At 63.8% G+C, this 18,117-nt stretch carries 15 protein-coding genes; 10 read left to right on the top strand and 5 right to left on the bottom strand.

Going from position 1 to position 18,117, the window contains the following annotated elements; genetic code table 11:
* Positions 1 to 1,365 (bottom strand): glutamine synthetase family protein, encoded by a 1,365-nt coding sequence (locus tag MF6396_RS22675; protein WP_078481626.1) that lies wholly within the window; start codon positions 1,363 to 1,365, stop codon positions 1 to 3.
* Positions 1,366 to 1,809: 444 nt separating this feature from the next.
* Between MF6396_RS22675 and hrpA the strand changes: the two genes are divergently transcribed.
* The 6 genes from hrpA (at position 1,810) to MF6396_RS22645 (ending at position 10,624) form a co-directional block, all read left to right on the top strand.
* Positions 1,810 to 5,721: an ATP-dependent RNA helicase HrpA gene (gene hrpA, locus MF6396_RS22670; protein ID WP_078481625.1), complete on the top strand. Its 3,912-nt coding sequence runs from the start codon at positions 1,810 to 1,812 to the stop codon at positions 5,719 to 5,721.
* A 194-nt stretch (positions 5,722 to 5,915) separates the two neighbouring features.
* Entirely contained in the window at positions 5,916 to 7,037 is a 1,122-nt protein-coding gene (locus MF6396_RS22665; protein ID WP_043864158.1) for a beta-ketoacyl-ACP synthase III, read from the top strand.
* 12 nt (positions 7,038 to 7,049) lie between these two features.
* A complete protein-coding gene (locus MF6396_RS22660) occupies positions 7,050 to 7,658 on the top strand; it encodes an RNA polymerase sigma factor (protein WP_043864157.1) in 609 nt (202 codons plus the stop codon).
* Positions 7,652 to 7,885, top strand: a complete 234-nt coding sequence (locus MF6396_RS22655; protein WP_054914943.1) for an anti-sigma factor family protein — start codon at positions 7,652 to 7,654, stop codon at positions 7,883 to 7,885. The genes MF6396_RS22660 and MF6396_RS22655 overlap by 7 nt, the downstream gene beginning before the upstream one ends.
* A 206-nt stretch (positions 7,886 to 8,091) precedes the next feature.
* Positions 8,092 to 9,405: an OprO/OprP family phosphate-selective porin gene (locus MF6396_RS22650; protein WP_043864155.1), complete on the top strand. Its 1,314-nt coding sequence runs from the start codon at positions 8,092 to 8,094 to the stop codon at positions 9,403 to 9,405.
* 94 nt (positions 9,406 to 9,499) lie between these two features.
* Positions 9,500 to 10,624: a GNAT family N-acetyltransferase gene (locus MF6396_RS22645; protein ID WP_078481624.1), complete on the top strand. Its 1,125-nt coding sequence runs from the start codon at positions 9,500 to 9,502 to the stop codon at positions 10,622 to 10,624.
* Positions 10,625 to 10,707: 83 nt separating this feature from the next.
* Here the strand turns inward: MF6396_RS22645 and MF6396_RS22640 are convergent, their stop codons facing one another.
* The 4 genes from MF6396_RS22640 to MF6396_RS22625 form a co-directional block, all read right to left on the bottom strand.
* Positions 10,708 to 12,537: an ABC transporter ATP-binding protein gene (locus MF6396_RS22640; protein ID WP_078481623.1), complete on the bottom strand. Its 1,830-nt coding sequence runs from the start codon at positions 12,535 to 12,537 to the stop codon at positions 10,708 to 10,710.
* Between the two features lie 68 nt (positions 12,538 to 12,605).
* The gene (locus tag MF6396_RS22635; protein WP_043864152.1) at positions 12,606 to 13,163 is read right to left on the bottom strand and encodes a peptidylprolyl isomerase; all 558 of its coding nucleotides are present in this window, start codon (positions 13,161 to 13,163) and stop codon (positions 12,606 to 12,608) included.
* Positions 13,157 to 13,972 (bottom strand): alpha/beta fold hydrolase, encoded by an 816-nt coding sequence (locus tag MF6396_RS22630; protein ID WP_078481622.1) that lies wholly within the window; start codon positions 13,970 to 13,972, stop codon positions 13,157 to 13,159. The genes MF6396_RS22635 and MF6396_RS22630 overlap by 7 nt, the downstream gene beginning before the upstream one ends.
* A gap of 12 nt (positions 13,973 to 13,984) precedes the next feature.
* The gene (locus MF6396_RS22625) at positions 13,985 to 14,908 is read right to left on the bottom strand and encodes a LysR family transcriptional regulator (protein ID WP_043864150.1); all 924 of its coding nucleotides are present in this window, start codon (positions 14,906 to 14,908) and stop codon (positions 13,985 to 13,987) included.
* Positions 14,909 to 14,958: 50 nt separating this feature from the next.
* Here MF6396_RS22625 and MF6396_RS22620 point away from each other — a divergent pair, with 50 nt between their 5' ends.
* The 4 genes from MF6396_RS22620 to MF6396_RS22610 all read left to right on the top strand — a co-directional run bounded on the left by MF6396_RS22620 (position 14,959) and on the right by MF6396_RS22610 (position 18,044).
* A complete protein-coding gene (locus MF6396_RS22620; protein WP_043864149.1) occupies positions 14,959 to 15,273 on the top strand; it encodes a hypothetical protein in 315 nt (104 codons plus the stop codon).
* A gap of 107 nt (positions 15,274 to 15,380) precedes the next feature.
* A complete protein-coding gene (locus tag MF6396_RS22615) occupies positions 15,381 to 15,980 on the top strand; it encodes an FMN-dependent NADH-azoreductase (RefSeq protein ID WP_054914940.1) in 600 nt (199 codons plus the stop codon).
* Between the two features lie 249 nt (positions 15,981 to 16,229).
* Entirely contained in the window at positions 16,230 to 17,051 is an 822-nt protein-coding gene (locus MF6396_RS28510; RefSeq protein WP_153046110.1) for a hypothetical protein, read from the top strand.
* A 45-nt stretch (positions 17,052 to 17,096) separates the two neighbouring features.
* Entirely contained in the window at positions 17,097 to 18,044 is a 948-nt protein-coding gene (locus tag MF6396_RS22610) for a hypothetical protein (protein WP_078481621.1), read from the top strand.
* Positions 18,045 to 18,117 lie beyond the last annotated feature (73 nt).

Raw genomic sequence — 18,117 nt, 5'->3', positions numbered from 1 at the left:
TCAGGCCTGGGTCAGGTACCAGCGCCAGTCCTGCTCGCCGACCTCGGCCATGAACTGTCGGTACTCGGCGCGCTTGACCGCCAGGTACACCCCGAGGAAGGCCTCGCCGAACGCTTCGCGCGCCCAGCTGGAGCGCTCCAGCGCGGTCAGCGAGGTCAGCCAGTCGGTGGGCAGCAGCGTCTTGGCCTGGGCGTAGCCGTTGCCCTGCACCGGGGCGCCGGGGTCCAGTTGCTGGCGGATGCCATGGTGGATGCTGGCCAGAATGGCCGCGGCTGCCAGGTACGGGTTGGCATCGGCGCCGCAGATGCGGTGTTCGATATGTCGGGTATTGGCCGGCCCGCCGGGCACGCGCAGGCTCACGGTACGGTTGTCCACACCCCAGGTCGGCGCCAGCGGTGCATAGCTGTTGGCCTGGAAGCGGCGATAGGAGTTGGCGTTGGGGCAGAACAGCAGCAGCGAGTCGAGCAGCATGGCCAGCATGCCGCCCACCGACTGGCGCAGCAGGGGCGTGCCGGCCTTGTCTTCGCTGGCGTACAGGTTGTGGCCGGCGGCGTCGGCCAGGCTCACGTGCATGTGCATGCCGGTGCCGGCCAGGTGCTCGAACGGCTTGGCCATGAAGCAGGCCTGCATGCCGTGCTTGTGTGCCACGCCCTTGACCAGGCGCTTGTAGCGCACCGCCTGGTCCATGGCCAGCAAGGCGTCGCCGTGCTCCAGGGTGATCTCCACCTGGCCGGGGGCGTATTCGGAAATCGCGGTACGCGCAGGGATGCCCTGGGCCTTGCAGGCGCTGTACAGGTCGGCCAGAAACGGTTCGATCTGCTCCAGCTCGCGCAGGCCGTATACCTGGGTGGCGCGGGGGCGACCGCCGTCGGTATCCAGTGCCGGTTGCGGGTGGCCCAGGTGATCGCGCTTCTGGTCGAGCAGGTAGAACTCCAGCTCGCAGGCCATTACCGGCTCATAGCCATCGGCCTTGAGCGCGTCGATCACCTTGGCCAGCAGTTGGCGTGGATCGGCGACGGTGGCCGGCAGGCCTTCGCTGAGGTGCATGCTCACCTGCACTGCCGCCGTGGGGATCTGCCGCCACGGCATGCGCACTAGGCTGCCGGCCAGCGGGTATGCGCGGCAGTCGATATCGCCCACGTCCCACACCAGCCCCGAGTTCTCCACATCGTCGCCATTGAGGGTCAGGCCGAGGATGGTGCTGGGCAGCGGCCGCCCGCTTTCATACACGGCCAGCAGTTCCTCGCGGTGCAGCAGCTTGCCGCGGGGCACGCCGTTGGCGTCGAGGATGAACAACTCGATCATCTCGATATCGGGGTTGGCGGCCAGGAAATCCTCGGCCTCGGAAACAGGGGCAAACTGCATGGTGCACTCGCTTACGCCGTGACGGCGTACAGGATCGCGCGCCAGTGGGCACGTCGATCGGTCGACAGGGTTGGCCGCAACCGGGCCAGCGGTATCAGTGGGGTGCGAGGGCGGTATCTGGTGGGCGGGCATGGCGGCAATGCCACAAGGCCCAGAACGCGAGGATGCTATTGAACAGCGGATTTTCACCGGGGCGCGCCCGCACCTTCGGGAACGAAGGGCGCATCAGGGGGCGGGGCGTACACGCTGGCAAAGTCATGCACGGATACTCCCACGCGTGGGAAGGTTCATTAAATCGGCCTTTGTATACCTTCAGTTAATCAATGGCTAAACAATGGCCCTGCATGGCGAACCGTGCCGTGGCAGGGCAAATCTGCGACAATCCCCGACCAAACTACGCCGATCATGTGAAAGCAGGCTCACCTGCATTATTAAAAAGACGTCATGACTGACCAGAACGCCGCCATCGAGCAACTGCTGAAAAACCTTGACCACGCCATGATCGCCGAGCGCCATCGCCTGCGTCGGCAACTGCATGACCTGCGCAAGCGCCCAGACGAGGCCAAGCTGGCCCAGTGGGCCGCCCGGGTACAGGCCTCCTGCGATCAGGTCGCCGCGCGCAAGGCCAGCGTGCCGCGCATCCACTACGACGACAGCCTGCCGATCGCGGCCAAGCGTGACGAAATCAAGAAGGTGCTGGCCGCCCACCAGGTGCTGATCATCGCGGGCGAAACCGGCTCGGGCAAGACCACCCAGTTGCCCAAGATCTGCCTGGAACTGGGCCGCGGCCAGCATGGCCAGATCGCCCACACCCAGCCGCGCCGGATTGCCGCGCGCAGCGTGGCCACCCGCGTGGCCGAAGAGCTGGGTACGCCGCTGGGCGCGCTGGTCGGCTACCAGGTGCGCTTCGAAGACCAGAGCGATGCCAACACCCTGGTCAAGCTGATGACCGACGGCATCCTGCTGGCCGAAACCCAGCACGACCGCTTTCTGGAACGCTACGACACGATCATCGTCGACGAAGCCCACGAACGCAGCCTGAACATCGACTTCCTGCTCGGCTACCTCAAGACCCTGCTGCCGCGGCGCCCCGACCTCAAGGTCATCATCACCTCCGCGACCATCGACCTGGAGCGCTTTTCCAGGCACTTCAACGATGCGCCGATCATCGAGGTGTCCGGGCGTACCTACCCGGTCGAGACCTGGTACCGGCCGCTGACCAGCGAGCAGGACGAGGAGGGCAACCGCGTCGAGGACGATCTGACCGTCGACCAGGCGATCCTGGCCACCCTCGACGAGATTGCCGCCCATGAGCGCAGCATCGGCAAGGGCCCGGGCGACGTGCTGGTGTTCCTGCCCGGCGAGCGCGAAATTCGCGATGCCGCCGAGATGCTGCGCAAGGCACAGCTACGCCACACCGAAATCCTGCCGTTGTATGCACGGCTGTCGCCGGCCGAGCAGCAGAAGATCTTCCAGTCCCATCCGGGGCGGCGCGTGGTGCTGGCCACCAACGTTGCGGAAACCTCGCTGACCGTACCGGGCATTCGCTACGTGATCGACAGCGGCACGGCGCGCATCAGCCGCTACAGCTACCGTGCCAAGGTGCAGCGCCTGCCCATCGAGGCGGTGTCCCAGGCCAGTGCCAACCAGCGCAAGGGCCGTTGCGGGCGGGTCGAACCGGGCATCTGCGTGCGCCTGTACAGCGAGGACGACTTCAATGGTCGGCCCGCCTTTACCGACCCCGAGATCCTGCGCACCAACCTGGCCGCGGTGATCCTGCAGATGCTGCACCTGCGCCTGGGCGAGATCGACGCCTTCCCGTTCATCGAGCCGCCGGATGGCAAGGCCATCAGCGACGGCTTCAACCTGCTGCAGGAACTCTCGGCAGTCAATCGCGAGAACCAGCTGACCCCGCTGGGCCGCCAGCTGGCGCGCCTGCCGGTGGACCCGCGTCTGGGCCGCATGCTGCTCGAAGGCGCCAAGCAGGGCAGCCTGCAGGAACTGCTGATCGTGGCCAGTGCACTGTCGGTGCAGGACCCCCGCGAGCGTCCGCCCGAGCGTCAGCAGGCTGCCGACCAGGCCCATGCGCAGTGGAAGGACAGCGACTCGGATTTCGCCGCGCTGGTCAACCTGTGGCGCGGCTTCGAAGAACAGCGCCAGGCCCTGACGGCCAGCCCGCTGCGCAACTGGTGCCGCAAGAATTTCCTGAATTACCTGCGTCTGCGCGAATGGCGCGATGCACACCGGCAACTGAGCCTGATCTGCCGCGACCTGCAGTTGAGCATCAACAAGGAGCCGGCCGACTACCCGCGCCTGCACAAGGCGATTCTGTCCGGGCTGCTCAGCCAGATCGGCCAGAAGACCGAGGACGGCGACTACCTGGGCGCGCGTCAGCGGCGCTTCTGGGTACACCCGTCCTCGGGCCTGGGCAAGAAACGCCCGCAATGGCTGATGACCGCCGAACTGGTCGAGACCACCAAGCTGTATGCGCGCATGGTGGCCAAGATCGAGCCGGACTGGATCGAGCCGCTGGCCGGGCACCTGATCAAGAAGAACCACTTCGAACCGCACTGGGAGAAGAAGCGCGGCCAGGTGGTGGCCTTCGAGCAGGTCACGCTGTACGGCATGATCGTGGTCGGCCGGCGCCCGGTGCACTACGGGCCGATCGACCCGCAGGCCTCGCGCGAGCTGTTTATCCGTCAGGCCCTGGTGGGCGGTGAGATCCAGTCGCGGGCCAAGTGCCTGGCGGCCAACACGCGCCTGCTCGAGCAGTTGGACGAGCTGGAGGCCAAGGCCCGCCGGCGCGACATCCTGGCTGATGAAGAGACCCTGTACGCCTACTACGAGGCGCGCCTGCCGGCCGAGATCCACCAGACCGCGACCTTCGACAGCTGGTACCGCGTCACCAGCCAGAAAGACCCGCAGTTGCTGATCATGCGCGAAGAGGACGTGCTGGCCCGCGAGGCCAGTGAAGTCACCGCCACGCAGTACCCCGATACCCTGCGCATCGGCGACCTGAGCCTGGCGCTGAGCTACCACTTCGAACCCAACCACCCCCGCGACGGCGTTACCGTGAGGGTGCCGGCGCCGCTGCTGCCCAGCCTGCCGGGCGAGCGCCTGGAATGGCTGGTGCCGGGGTTGCTGGAAGCCAAGTGCATTGCGCTGGTACGCAACCTGCCCAAGGCCTTGCGCAAGAACTTCGTGCCGGTGCCCGATTTCGTCAAGGCCGCCTTGCAGCGCATGACCTTCGCCGACGGCTCGCTGCCCCAGGCGCTGGGCCGCGAACTGCTGCGCATGACCGGTGCGCGGGTCAGCGACGAGGCCTGGGCCGAGGCGGCTGCGCAGGTGGAAGGCCATTTGCGCATGAACATCGAAGTGGTCGATGCCCAGGGCAAGTTCCTGGGTGAAGGCCGCGACCTGACCGAGCTGACGGCGCGCTTCGTTGCTGCCAGCCAGGCCGCGCTGGCCGTGCCGCAATCGGCCAAGGCCCAGAAGCCGGTGCAAGCCAAGGTGTTTGCCGAGGTGGCCCAGACCGCCCAGCAGAAGATCGCCGGGCTGTCGATGACGGTGTACCCGGCGCTGGTGGAAGAGGGCGGTACGGTCAAGGAAGGGCGCTTCTCGACCCAGGCCGAAGCCGAGTTCCAGCACCGCCGAGCCTTGCAGCGGCTGCTGCTGCAGCAACTGGCCGAGCCGGCGAAGTTCCTGCGCGGCAAGCTGCCGGGGCTGACCGAACTGGGCCTGCTGTACCGCGAGCTGGGGCGTGTCGATGCGCTGGTCGAGGACATCCTGCTGGCCAGCCTGGACACCTGCATCCTCGACGGCGAGAGCAGCCTGCCGCGCGACGGTGCCGGGCTTGCTTCGCTGGCCGAACGCAAGCGCGGCCACTGGGCCGATCACGCCGAGCGCCTGGCCCGCCTGACCCTCGAGATACTCAAGCTCTGGCACGGTCTGCAGAAGCGCTTCAAGGGCAAGATCGACCTGGCCCAGGCCGTGGCGCTCAACGACATCAAGCAGCAACTGGCCAACCTGGTGTACCCGGGTTTTGTGCGGGAAACCCCGGGCATCTGGCTCAAGGAACTGCCGCGCTACCTCAAGGCGGTGGAGCTGCGTCTGGAAAAACTCGGTTCGCAGGTGCAGAAGGACCGCGTGTGGAGCGGCGAGCTGAGCGGTCTGTGGGCACAGTACAAGGCGCGTGCCGACAAGCATGCCCAGGAGGGCAAGCGCGACGAGCAACTGGTGCTGTACCGCTGGTGGATCGAGGAATACCGCGTGTCGCTGTTTGCCCAGCAGTTGGGTACCAAGGTACCGATTTCCGACAAGCGCCTGGCCAAGCAATGGAGTCTGGTGGAAGCCTAATCCCCGGAACTTGTGGCACACTTGGCGAACTTCGCTACCGTGTCAGGTACCTGCCACGGTAGCTACAGAATGCAGCACAGCGTACTGCCCCGCTTGCCGGGTGCATTGCCTGTATTAATTGGTACTTTCGTGCCATTTGACCGACAGAACAGGCCGTTGCCCGGCAGGCAGCGGCCCCGAACAGAGGAACGACCGTGCATAACGTCGTCATCAGCGGCACCGGCCTGTACACTCCGGCCAACAGCATTTCCAACGAAGAGCTGGTCGAGTCTTTCAACACCTATGTGCAGCAGTTCAACGCCGACAATGCCGCTGCCATCGAACGGGGCGAAGTGCAGGCACTGGCCGAGTCGAGCGCTGCGTTCATCGAGAAGGCCTCGGGCATCAAGAGCCGCTTCGTGATGGACAAGGCCGGCATCCTCGATCCGCAGCGCATGAAGCCGCGCCTGCCGGAGCGTAGCAACGACGAGCCGTCGATCCTCTGCCAGATGGGCGTGGCCGCCGCCGAACAGGCCCTGGCGCGTGCCGGGCGCACCGCAGCCGATGTCGACGCGGTCATCGTCGCCTGCTCCAACCTGCAGCGCCCTTACCCGGCCATCGCCATCGAAGTGCAGCAGGCTTTGGGCATCGCCGGTTTCGGTTTCGACATGAACGTGGCGTGTTCGTCGGCGACCTTCGGCATTCAGGTCGCCTGCAACAGCGTGCAACTGGGTCAGGCCCGTTCGGTGCTGGTGATCAGCCCCGAGATCTGCACCGGCCACCTGAACTTCCGTGACCGTGACAGCCACTTCATCTTCGGCGACGCCGCCACGGCGGTGCTGGTCGAACGTGCCGACCTCGCTACCTCGGCGCACCAGTTCGATATCGTCAGCACCAAGCTGCTGACCCAGTTCTCCAACAACATCCGCAACAACTTCGGCTTCCTCAACCGCGCGGCGGAAGAGGGTATCGGTGCGCCGGACAAGCTGTTCGTGCAGGAAGGCCGCAAGGTGTTCCGCGAGGTGTGCCCGATGGTGGCCGAGCTGATCGGCCAGCACCTGAGCGAAAACAACCTCAACGTCAGTGACGTCAAGCGCTTCTGGCTGCACCAGGCCAACCTGAGCATGAACCACCTGATCGTCAAGAAGCTGCTGGGCCGCGACGCGCTGGTCGAGGAGGCCCCGGTGATTCTCGATACCTACGCCAACACCAGTTCGGCCGGCTCGGTGATCGCGCTGCACAAGCACCAGGACGACCTGCCCAAGGGTGCCCTCGGGGTGCTCAGTTCGTTCGGTGCCGGCTACTCGATCGGCAGCGTGATCCTGCGCAAACGTTGATCGCCCACGCCAGTGACGGCTGACGAACAGCGCTTGCTCGACCGCCTGCTGGCGGGAGAGCAGCGCGCGTTCGCCGAACTGGTTCAGACCTGCCAGGGCGCCATGCGCGCGGTGGCCTATGCCATCGTCGGCGAACGTGGCGCCGACGAGGTGGTGCAGGATGCCTGGCTGGCGGCGGTACGCGGTCTGGCGGGCTTCCAGCGCCGCTCCAGCCTCAAGACCTGGCTGCTGACCATCACCGCCAATACGGCCAAGACCCGTTACCGGCAAAACCGCCGCGAGGTGCTGCTCGACGACCTGCCGGCCCCCCATGGCAGCATCGACGACGCGCGTTTCGCCAGCGACGGTCACTGGCTGCTGGCGCCTTCGGCTTGGCACGAAGACAGCCCCGAGGCCCTGCTCAGCCAGGAGCAGTTGCGCGAATGCCTGGAGCACACCCTGCTCAGCCTGTCGCAACTGCAGAGCAGTGTGCTGTTGTTGCGTGAGCGCCAGGGCCTCGAACTGGTGGAAATCTGTAATCTGCTCGACCTGTCGCTCTCCAATGTACGTGTGCTGCTGCACCGTGCACGCCTCAAGGTCTTCGCGACCCTGGAACATTTCGAGGACACCGGCCAATGCTGACCTGCAAGCAACTGGTCGCCTGCTCCAGTGATTACCTGGACGGGCAACTGACCCTGGGCGAGCGCCTGATGACGCGCCAGCACCTGCTGTTCTGTCGCAATTGTCGTCGCTTCATCAAGCAGTTGCGCCTGGCCCAGGCAACCCTCAAGGCGCTGCCGCCGGCGCCTGTGGAGGGGGCCGAGGCCCTTGCGGCGCGGCTGGCCGCCGAGCGCCGGGCAACGCGCTGAAACCCCGCAACCAGCCCTGCAACGGGGCTGATTGTCTTATTCACATTCGAAGTAAAAAGTTCCCCTGTCACTAAATATTTATCTAACAGCCACTGATCTGAAATAACCCCCCGCCAAGATTCGTCCCCAGCACAAGTGGCCTGAGCCGCGTGTTTTTTCAACGTAATCAAGACCATAAACGTTATGAACGTAGGGGAGTTCCTTCGATGATCCGTAAGCACTTCGCAGGTTTCGCAGCCAGCGCCTTGGCAATGGCCGTTACCGCCCAGGCTTTCGCGGGCACCGTGACTACTGACGGCGCCGATATCGTAGTCAAGACCAAGGGTGGCCTGGAGGTCGCTACCGCTGACAAGGAATTCAGCTTCAAGCTGGGTGGCCGGGTCCAGGCCGACTACAGCCGCTTCGACGGTTTCTACACCAAGAACGGCGATACCGCCGATGCGGGCTACTTCCGCCGTGCCTACCTGGAACTGGGCGGTGTGATGTACACCGACTGGGCCTACCAGATCGCCTACGACTTCTCGCATAACTCCGGTGGCGACAACCGTTCCGAAGACGGTTACTTCGACGAAGCGTCGCTGGCCTACAACGGCTTCAAGCCGGTGTCGATCAAGGTCGGTCGCTTCGATCCCGAGTTCGGCCTGGAAAAAGCCACCAGCTCCAAGTGGGTGACTGCCCAGGAGCGAACCGCTGCCTACGACCTGGTGGACTGGACCAACTCGCACAACGGCGGCTTCGGTATCCAGGCATCGGGTAACGCCGGTGACTCGCTGTACGGTTCGGCCGGCCTGTTCGCCAAGGACGCCACCAACCAGGACAAGGACGGCGACAGCTCCAAGCAGTTCAACCTGCGCGGTGTGTTCGCACCGATGCACGAGGCCGGCAACGTACTGCACGTTGGCCTGAACTACGCCCAGCGCGACCTTTCCGACACCGCGTTCGACGGCCGTATCCGCAGCCGCCTGGGCATGCGTGGGGTGAGCACCGACGGTGGCCAGGACGCCGGCAACAACGGCAACCGCCTGGTGCTGGGCGGCAACGCCACCACCCCGGCCGGTGCCTACGACACCGACAAGGCCTGGGGCCTGGAAGCCGCCTACGCGCTGGGCCCGTTCTCGGTGCAGGGCGAGTACATCAAGCGTGATGTTCAGGCAGACGACTCGGCCTTCTCCGACATCAAGGCCAAGGGTTACTACGGCCAGGTGGCCTACACCATCACCGGTGAAGCGCGTGGCTACAAACTCGGCAAGTTCGACAGCATCAAGCCTTCCAACAAGCAGATTGGCGCGTGGGAAGTGTTCTACCGCTACGACCACCTGAGCGTCGACGACAACAACGGCGCATTTGCCGACATCGGTGACGTGGAAGCCAAGGTGCACAACCTGGGGGTGAACTGGTACGCCAACGAGTCGATCAAGCTCAGCGGCGTGTACGTCAAGGCCAAGACTGACAACGCGCAGAACGCTGCCGGCGACGACAGCGGCGACGGTTTCGTGATGCGCGCGCAGTACGTGTTCTAAGCGTTACCCTTGCAACACACTCCTTCATCCGTTAGATCTTCGCCCCGCACCTGCGGGGCTTTTTTTTGCTCGCACGAGGGGGCAGACTGCGCGCATGCCCATCTCAATTCTGCCGCACCTTGCCGATATCGACGCCGCCACCTGGGATGCCCTGGTGCCGGATGCCCAGCCGTTCCTGCGCCATGCCTTCCTGCGCAGCCTGGAAGACAGCGCCAGCGTCACCCCGCGCACCGGCTGGGCACCGGCCCACCAGGTCCTGACCGACGCTCAGGGCCAGGTACGGGCGGCCATGCCGGCCTACGTGAAGACCCATTCGTTCGGCGAGTACGTGTTCGATCACGGCTGGGCCGACGCCTGCGACCGCGCCGGTATCGACTACTACCCCAAGCTGCTGTGCGCGGTGCCGTTTTCACCGGTCAGCGGCGCGCGCCTGCTGGGTGACGCGCAGGCGGCGGGTGAGCTGATCGACGGCGTCAGCGATGCTTTGCTCGAACAGGGGCTGTCGGGCCTGCACGTGAACTTCACCGACCCGGCCAGCGACGAAGTATTGCGTGGGCGTGCGGGCTGGATGGAGCGCCTGGGGTGTCAGTTTCACTGGCGCAACCAGGGTTATCGGGACTTCCAGGATTTTCTCGACAGCCTCAGTTCGCGCAAGCGCAAGCAGATGCGCAAGGAACGCGAGCAGGTGGCGGGGCAGGGTATCGAGTTTCAGTGGTACCACGGCCATGAGCTGAGTGAGGCGCAGTGGGATTTCGTGTACGCATGCTATGCCAACACCTACGCCGTGCGCCGCCGTGCCCCGTACCTTACCCGGGCGTTTTTCAGCCTGCTGGCCGAACGCATGCCCGCGTCGATCCGCGTGGTGATGGCGCATCAGGGCGGGCGGGCGGTGGCGATGGCGTTCAGCCTGGTGGGCGGTGACAGCCTGTATGGGCGCTATTGGGGCTGCCTGGCGGAGTTCGACCGGTTGCATTTCGAGACGTGCTTCTATCAGGGCATGGACGTTGCCATTGCCGAAGGGTTGCAGCGTTTTGATGCCGGGGCGCAGGGCGAGCACAAGCTGATTCGCGGGTTCGAACCGGTGATCACGCGGTCCTGGCATTACCTGCTGCATCCGGGGTTGAAGGCGGCCGTGCAGGACTTTCTGGCGCAGGAGCGGGTGGGGGTGCTGGGGTATGCCGAGGAGGCGCGTACGGCGCTGCCCTTCAGGCAAGCCTGAGGGCCAAGCCCGCACCCGCACCCGCAGGCGCAGTGAAATCCCTGGGGGAGCGGGCTTGACCCGCGATACCGTCGCCGCGGTGTTCAATCGACCCCGACAAACCCTCCCGTCTGGTGATGCCACAACCGTGCGTACAGCCCCTGATGCGCCAGCAGTTCGGCATGGGTGCCCATCTCGGCAATCCGCCCCTGCTCCAGCACCACCAGCCGGTCCATCCGCGCGATGGTCGACAGGCGGTGCGCAATGGCGATCACCGTCTTGCCCTGCATCAGGGTCTCCAGGCTCTCCTGGATGGCTGCCTCCACTTCCGAATCCAGCGCCGAAGTGGCTTCGTCCATGATCAGGATCGGCGCATTCTTGAGCAGGACCCGCGCAATCGCGATGCGCTGGCGCTGGCCGCCGGACAGTTTCACGCCACGCTCGCCCACATGCGCATCGAAACCGGTGCGCCCCTGGGCATCGGACAGCTGAGGGATGAACTCATCGGCCCGCGCCCGGCGCACCGCCTCCCACAACTCCTCTTCTGTCGCATCCGGCCGGCCATACAGCAGGTTGTCGCGAATCGAGCGGTGCAGCAGCGAGGTGTCCTGGGTGATCATGCCGATCTGTGCGCGCAGGCTGGCCTGGCTCACCTGGGCAATGTCCTGGCCGTCGATCAGGATACGGCCACTTTCCAGGTCGTACAGGCGCAGCAGCAGGTTGACCAGGGTGGACTTGCCGGCGCCCGAGGGGCCGATCAGGCCGATCTTCTCGCCGGGGCGAATGTCCAGGGTCAGGTTGCTGATGATCCGGCTGCCCTGACCGTAATGAAAGTCGATGTTGTCGAAGCGCACCGCGCCGCGATCGACCTTCAGCGCCGGAGCATCTGGCGGATCGGTGACGGTGACCGGCTGGGCGATGGTCTTGAGGCCATCCTGCACCATGCCGATGTTCTCGAAGATGCCGTTGACCACCCACATGATCCAGCCCGACATGTTGACGATGCGGATCACCAGGCCGGTGGCCAGGGCGATGGCGCCCACGGTGATCAGCGACTGGCTCCACAGCCACAGCGCCAGGCCGGTGGTGGTGACGATCAGCAGCCCGTTGAGGCTGGTGATGACCACATCCATGCTGGTGATTACCCGCGAGGCCAGCTGGGTCTTTTCGGTCTGCTCGCGAATCGCTTCGCGGGCGTATTGGCGCTCGAAGTCGGTGTGGGCGAACAGCTTGAGGGTGGCGATGTTGGCGTAGCCATCGACAATGCGGCCCATCAGCTTGGAGCGCGCATCCGATGACACCACCGAGCGTTCCTTGACCCTGGGCACGAAATAGCACAGTGCGCCGATGTAGGCGAAGATCCATACGGTCAGGGGCAGCATCAGGCGCCAGTCGGCCTCGGCGAACAGCACCAGCGAGCTGATCGCGTAGATCAGCACGTGCCACAGGGCGTCCACCGCCTGCACGGCCGAATCGCGCAGCGAGTTGCCGGTCTGCATGATGCGCTGGGCGATGCGTCCGGCAAAATCGCTCTGGAAGAAATTGAGGCTCTGCTTGAGCACATGGGTGTGGTTCTGCCAGCGGATCATGCTGGTCATGCCCGGGCTGATGGTCTGGTGCACCAGCAGGTCGTGCAGGCCGAAGAACAGCGGGCGCAGCAGCAGCGTGACCACCACCATCCAGATCAGCTCGCTGGCGTGATCGCTGAAGAAATCAGGGTTTGGCGCGCCCTGGGCCAGGTCGATGATGCGGCTCAGGTAACTGAACAGCGCCACTTCGATGAGCGAAGCCACCAGCCCCACCACCAGCAGTGCGGCAAAGCTGGGCCACACCTGGCGCAGGTAGTAGAAATAGAACGGCAGGACCTTGCCCGGCGGCGATGCGGTCGGTGCTTCGCGAAAGATGTCGATCAGCTTTTCGAAATAGCGATACAACCTCAAAACTCTAACTCCTGTCTGACTCGACCGGGCCGGTCGTGGTTCACGTCCCTGTGAACACGGGCTCAGTCAATGCGTTTGGCGGACTTGATCAGCACGGGATCGACCGGTACATCGGCCATGCCGTTCTTGCGCGTGGTAGGCGAGTTGACGATCTGGTCGACCACGTCCATACCCTTGACCACCTTGGCGAACACGGCGTAGCCGGCATCGCGGCCCGGATCGAGGAAGGCGTTGTCGGCCACGTTGATGAAGAACTGGCTGGTGGCCGAGTTCGGGTTGGAGGTGCGGGCCATCGACAGGGTGCCGCGGGTGTTGTGCAGGCCGTTGCTGGCCTCGTTGCGGATCGGGTCCTTGGTCGACTTCTGTTGCATCTGCGCGGTGAAGCCGCCGCCCTGGACCATGAAGCCCGGGATCACGCGGTGGAAGATGGTGTTGGTGTAGAAGCCGCTGTCGACATACTCGAGGAAGTTCTTGGTCGAGATGGGCGCCTTGACCGGGTCCAGTTCCACTTCGATCTGGCCGAAGCTGGTGTCGAGCAGTACGTGCGGGGCTTTTTCGGCAGCCATCAGGCTGGTGGCGAAGACGACCGAGCAGGCGCCAAGCAGAAGTTTTTTCAGCATGAACTCAATGATCCTTGAGAAGTGGTTGAAGCCGTTGCCAGAAACTGCAGCAGGGTCTGGTTGAACAGCCGGGGTTGATCCAGCGGTGTAGCGTGCCGTGAATCTTCGATGACCGCCAGTCGTGCTTGAGGAATAAGCGCGACGTAGCGCTGCTTGAGCTGTATCGGGGTGTAATCGTGGTCGGCGCTGATGACCAGCGTAGGACAGCGGATCTGGCCCAGGCGTTCCTGTACCCCCCAGCCGACGATGGCATCGAAGCTGGCCAGGTACGCACGCTTGTCGTTGCGCGCCCAGCGCTCGGCCATCTTGCGTCGCAACTCGGCCTGCTCCGGCTTGGGAAACAGGCGTGCGGCCAGGCCTTTGCCGATGGTCTCCAGGCTCAGCAGGCGGGCCAGGCTCCAGCGCTTGAACCATTGCCAGTAATCGTCGCGGCTGCGTAGCTTGACCTCGGGTGCGCTGTTGACGATGCACAGGCTGCGCAACCGGTGGGGATGGTCGACGGCAAACTGGAAGCCGATCATGCCGCCCATCGACAGGCCAGCCAGGTGCACCGGGCCGGTGTTCAGGTGCTCCAGCAGGGCCAGCAGGTCGGCGCTGAAGCCGGCGATGCTGTAGCGCTCGTGAGGCTTGTCGGAGCGCCCGTGGCCGCGCACATCGAGCAGGATCACGCGGTAATGACGGGCCAGCTCCGGTACCTGGTATTCCCAGTCCTGGCAGCTCGAGCCCAGGCCGTGCAGCAGTACCAGGGGCTCGCCCTGGCCATATTCCTCGTAATGCAGGGTGCAACCTTCATGTTCGAAATAGGCCATGGGCGTTACCTGTCAGGCTTGGGCGGGGGCGGCGAAGGGCACGTCCAGCGGCGCAGTGTCGAAGTTGCGCAGCAACTCGATGAGGATCTGCGTGGCCGGGCCCAGGGGTTTGTCCTTGTTCGAGTAAAGGTAGAACAGCGGGTGACGGCTGCCACCCTGGTCCAGCGGCAGTGGCTTGAGCACGCCTTCGCGCAGTTCGCGCTCGATCAGGTGGCGTGGCAGCCAGGCAAAGCCCAGGCCGCTGCTGACGAAGGTGGCGGCGGTGGCCAGGCTGCCGACCGTCCAGCGCTGTTCGGCGCCCAGCCAGCCCACATCCCGCGGTTGTGCCCGGCCAGAGTCGCGGATCACCACCTGCAACTGGCTCTCCAGGTCCTGGAAACTGAGCTCGCGGCCCAGGCGGTGCAGGCTGTGCTCGGGGTGTGCAACGGCCACGAACTCCACCGCGCTCAATTCGGTGCCCAGGTAGCCGGGGATGCTGAAGCCGCTGATGGCAAGGTCCGCCACCCCTTCATGCAGCACTTCCTCGACCCCTGACAGCACCTCCTCGCGCAGGCGCACCCGGCAGCCGCGACTTTGCGGCATGAACGCACTCAGGGCACGTACCAGTCGGGCATTGGGGTAGGCGGCGTCGACCACCAGGCGCACCTCGGCTTCCCAACCCTGCTCCATGTGATGGGCGAGGTCTTCGAGTTGGCTGGCCTGTTTGACCAACTGGCGCGAGCGGCGCAGCAGCACGCTGCCGGCATCGGTGAGCACCGCCTTGCGCCCGTCGATGCGCAGCAACGGCACGCCGAGCTGGTCCTGCATGCGGGCCACGGTATAGCTCACCGACGATTGGGAGCGGTGCAGGGCTTCGGCGGCCTGGGCAAAGCCGCCGTGGTCGACCACCGCCTGCAGAGTCCGCCACTGATCCAGGGTAACGCGCGGCGCTTTCATCTTCGGCTCCTGTTGTCCTAAGCTGGCGCACTTTCATGGAGAGCGCCGTTATGAAGAAAATCTGTGTTGCACTGCTGGCCCTGCTGCCGCTGACGGCCCTGGCCTACCCCATCGACGTGACCAAGAACACCGACGGGGTGAAGCTTGACTACACCACCTACGACACCGACCGTGACATCGGCTCGATCAGCCTGAACAACTACGGCGATGTGGCAGCGACGTGCAAGGTCACCTTCCGCAACGGCCCGGAGGCCCCGAGGGTACGGCGCATACAGGTACCGGCTAAAAAGAGCGTCGACGTGACGGCCAAATTCAACCGCGAAATCCTCAAGCTGCGCATCGCGCTGGACTGCAAGCCGCAATAAAACAGGTTAACTGATAGATTTAACCCAGTTTTTACGCTTTTTTATCGATAGGTCAATCTCTAATCTTGCCTCCATCGACTTAGCGAACTTGCCGATGGAGGCAACCCATGTCCCGCGTACTGATCATCGAAAGCAGCGCCCGCCTGCAGGACTCCGTGTCTCGTCAGCTGACCCGTGATTTCATCAGCCAGTGGCAGGCGGCCAACCCGGCCGACCAGATCAGCGTGCGCGACCTGGCATTGAACCCGGTACCCCACCTGGACAGCCATTTGCTGGGTGGCTGGATGAAGCCCGAAGCCCAGCGCAGCGCCGAAGAAGTGCAGGCACTGGCACGTTCCAACGAACTGACCGACGAAGTGCTGGCCGCCGATGTACTGGTGCTGGCGGCGCCGATGTACAACTTCACCATCCCCAGTACGCTGAAGGCCTGGCTCGACCATGTGCTGCGTGCCGGCGTCACCTTCAAATACACCCCGACCGGCCCGCAGGGCTTGCTGACCGGCAAGCGCGCCTATGTGCTGACGGCCCGCGGCGGTATCCACGCCGGGGCCGGTAGCGACCATCAGGAGCCCTACCTGCGCCAGGTGATGGCCTTCATCGGCATTCACGAGGTGACGTTCATTCACGCCGAGGGCCTGAACATGGGCGGCGACTTCCACGAAAAAGGCCTGAACCAGGCCAAGGCGCTGCTGGCTGCGGTAGCTTGAGCCGTACCGATTTTCCCCCCGCCTGACACCTTTGCTCCTTTGGGTGTACCTGCCCGGTCAGACACTGGTTTGACCGGGCTTTTTTGTGGATAGTTATAAAACTTGTCATTGCCAGGTTGATTGTTTATAGAGAACTGACAGTTTTGTCAGGTGCGCGCTTGAATGCCTAGCTGTTTATATACAGGTGACGGACAGACTTTCCGCAGTGAAAGTTTGTAACTTGCCTCGCGGATATAAGGATGCGTACCTATGCCTGCTAAAATTGAGTCCAAGCTATATGCCTGGGATGCCCCGACGATCGACTGTTCGATTGAACATCCCGGTTACCCCCAAGACCCGTCGAGAAGGTATTTCCTGATAAGGGGGATCTACAACTGCGGCAGCAATACGGATTCTTTGTCAGTCAGGACGCTCATATCACCCGGTATGTACGCCGGTGACAGGGTCAGGGTAAGAATTGTCGAACCTTCCGGTATCATCTTCGATTTGCCCGTGCAGGTCATCAAAAACCCGCCGCAAGCGCTGTACTCTTCTTGTCCAAAAGCGCTGATGTACAGCAGTTCCGGTCAAACGGCACAGGTAAATTTCGCGCTGAGCAGGAATGGCGGAGCATGGGTGGTTTCGCAGAGTCGTTACTATACGGTGGAAGTCCAAAGTTTAGGTCCATTGGACCCGCCAAAACTTGCGCGCGGTTCTCGCGTGGCCACGGTTACCTATACCAAATGGCACCCCTCACACAAGGTTCGTCTAAGAGGTTTCACCATGACAGGGCATGAGGACCTGGGGTGGAAATCCATGGAGGGTGGTTCTGCCAAGTTTGAAATTCCACTGAGCTGGTTTCAGCAGAACAGAGGCCAGCCAGTGTGGCTCAATTATGCGCTTGAAGCGGTTACGGGCTCGGACTACCAATTTTCCAGGCTGCTTTATATCCCGAGCCTGGAGGTGCCCCCGGCATCTGAGGAGGCGCCTGAGGTCCCTGCGAAAGTGCCGGTGAAAAAACCTGCGAAGGCGTCAGAGGCGCCTGCGAAAGTGCCTGGAAAACCTGCGAAACGCCCGCCAAGCAAGGCGTGACCCGCAAGCAAGGGTTCAAAGCCGGCGCGAGCGCAGGGAGGCACCATGTTGAACACGTTCACACTGTTGCTGTTGATCAGCCTGATGACAGCCTGCGCCAACCGGGCGCCGGTGCAGCCTGCCAGTGACGAGTTTGCGCAGGCAAGCTCGGTGCCGCCAACGGTCCAGGCCGCTGCGTTGCAGTCCCGTGCAGGTACGGCGGCTGTTTCCGGAGCCACGGTTGCACGCCACCTGCAGGAACGTTACCGCGACACCCGGCAGAACTGTAACGCCTCCAGCGCGCCGGCCTTTCTGTGCAGCGGCATCCTCATGCGCGCTACGCAGAACAGCCCGGCGTTTCATTCGTGGAACCCGAACCCTACCGCCTCGGGCGTGTCGTTCTCCTACCTGCGCGCCGACTCTGCGTTCAGTCGGTTGGCCTATGGGTACACTAACGGCTTCATCTTCGTGCCTATCTTGTACGCCAACAATCAATACAAGCCCCGTGTGTTGTGCTCGTTTCCTGTGGACGCCGATTCCAACAGGCGAGAATCGCAGGGGTGCGGGCAGAATGTCGGTTATCCCACGGTGAGTCGCGAGTGCAGGGCGCAGGGCATCGGTACAGCCGAACAATGGCTGGCGCATTACAACGCCAACCGGATCAATGCACGCCAGTGCGGCTTCAATGTTCGCGATGAACTCAACAAAGAAGGCGCCATCGCGTTCTATCAGAGCCTGCGTGCCAGAAACCTGCCCGGCGCCAAACTTGGTGGCATCCAGAACGAAGTGCGCATGGCCCTGTGGCCGCAGAACATCGGTCGGCAATTGCCGATGGAAGCCTTCTTCTACATTGGCGGGAGCGCGAGCGGAAGGGCGGGGGCGCAGGCGGATCAGCGGGACTTCTTCAGCCAGACGGGCATCCTGGTGCCGATCATCGCGGTGACCTTGCCCTCTGGCGCCACCCCCGCACGCTTCCAGTTCATCACGGCCGATCAGAGCCTGCTGGCACCTTGAGTGCAGGCCTTTCAAAAGCGGTTGCCGGCCCGTTGGTCAACCGCTAAGGTCGCCGCCTGCATATCAGGGGGCA

It is taken from the genome of Pseudomonas sp. MF6396 (genome assembly GCF_002018915.1).
Taxonomy (GTDB): domain Bacteria; phylum Pseudomonadota; class Gammaproteobacteria; order Pseudomonadales; family Pseudomonadaceae; genus Aquipseudomonas; species Aquipseudomonas palmensis.
The sequence above is the reverse complement of the archived record's forward strand: the minus strand, read 5'-3'. Positions and strand labels throughout refer to the sequence as shown.

Bases quoted from the DNA above. Each gene is read 5' to 3' on its own strand.
- MF6396_RS22675 (WP_078481626.1), bottom strand. From the start codon at position 1,365: ATGCAGTTTGCCCCTGTTTCCGAGGCCGAGGATTTCCTGGCCGCCAAC.
- hrpA (WP_078481625.1), top strand. From the start codon at position 1,810: ATGACTGACCAGAACGCCGCCATCGAGCAACTGCTGAAAAACCTTGAC.
- MF6396_RS22655 (WP_054914943.1), top strand. From the start codon at position 7,652: ATGCTGACCTGCAAGCAACTGGTCGCCTGCTCCAGTGATTACCTGGAC.
- MF6396_RS22650 (WP_043864155.1), top strand. From the start codon at position 8,092: ATGATCCGTAAGCACTTCGCAGGTTTCGCAGCCAGCGCCTTGGCAATG.
- MF6396_RS22645 (WP_078481624.1), top strand. From the start codon at position 9,500: ATGCCCATCTCAATTCTGCCGCACCTTGCCGATATCGACGCCGCCACC.
- MF6396_RS22635 (WP_043864152.1), bottom strand. From the start codon at position 13,163: ATGCTGAAAAAACTTCTGCTTGGCGCCTGCTCGGTCGTCTTCGCCACC.
- MF6396_RS22630 (WP_078481622.1), bottom strand. From the start codon at position 13,972: ATGGCCTATTTCGAACATGAAGGTTGCACCCTGCATTACGAGGAATAT.
- MF6396_RS22625 (WP_043864150.1), bottom strand. From the start codon at position 14,908: ATGAAAGCGCCGCGCGTTACCCTGGATCAGTGGCGGACTCTGCAGGCG.
- MF6396_RS22620 (WP_043864149.1), top strand. From the start codon at position 14,959: ATGAAGAAAATCTGTGTTGCACTGCTGGCCCTGCTGCCGCTGACGGCC.
- MF6396_RS22615 (WP_054914940.1), top strand. From the start codon at position 15,381: ATGTCCCGCGTACTGATCATCGAAAGCAGCGCCCGCCTGCAGGACTCC.
- MF6396_RS28510 (WP_153046110.1), top strand. From the start codon at position 16,230: ATGCCTGCTAAAATTGAGTCCAAGCTATATGCCTGGGATGCCCCGACG.
- MF6396_RS22610 (WP_078481621.1), top strand. From the start codon at position 17,097: ATGTTGAACACGTTCACACTGTTGCTGTTGATCAGCCTGATGACAGCC.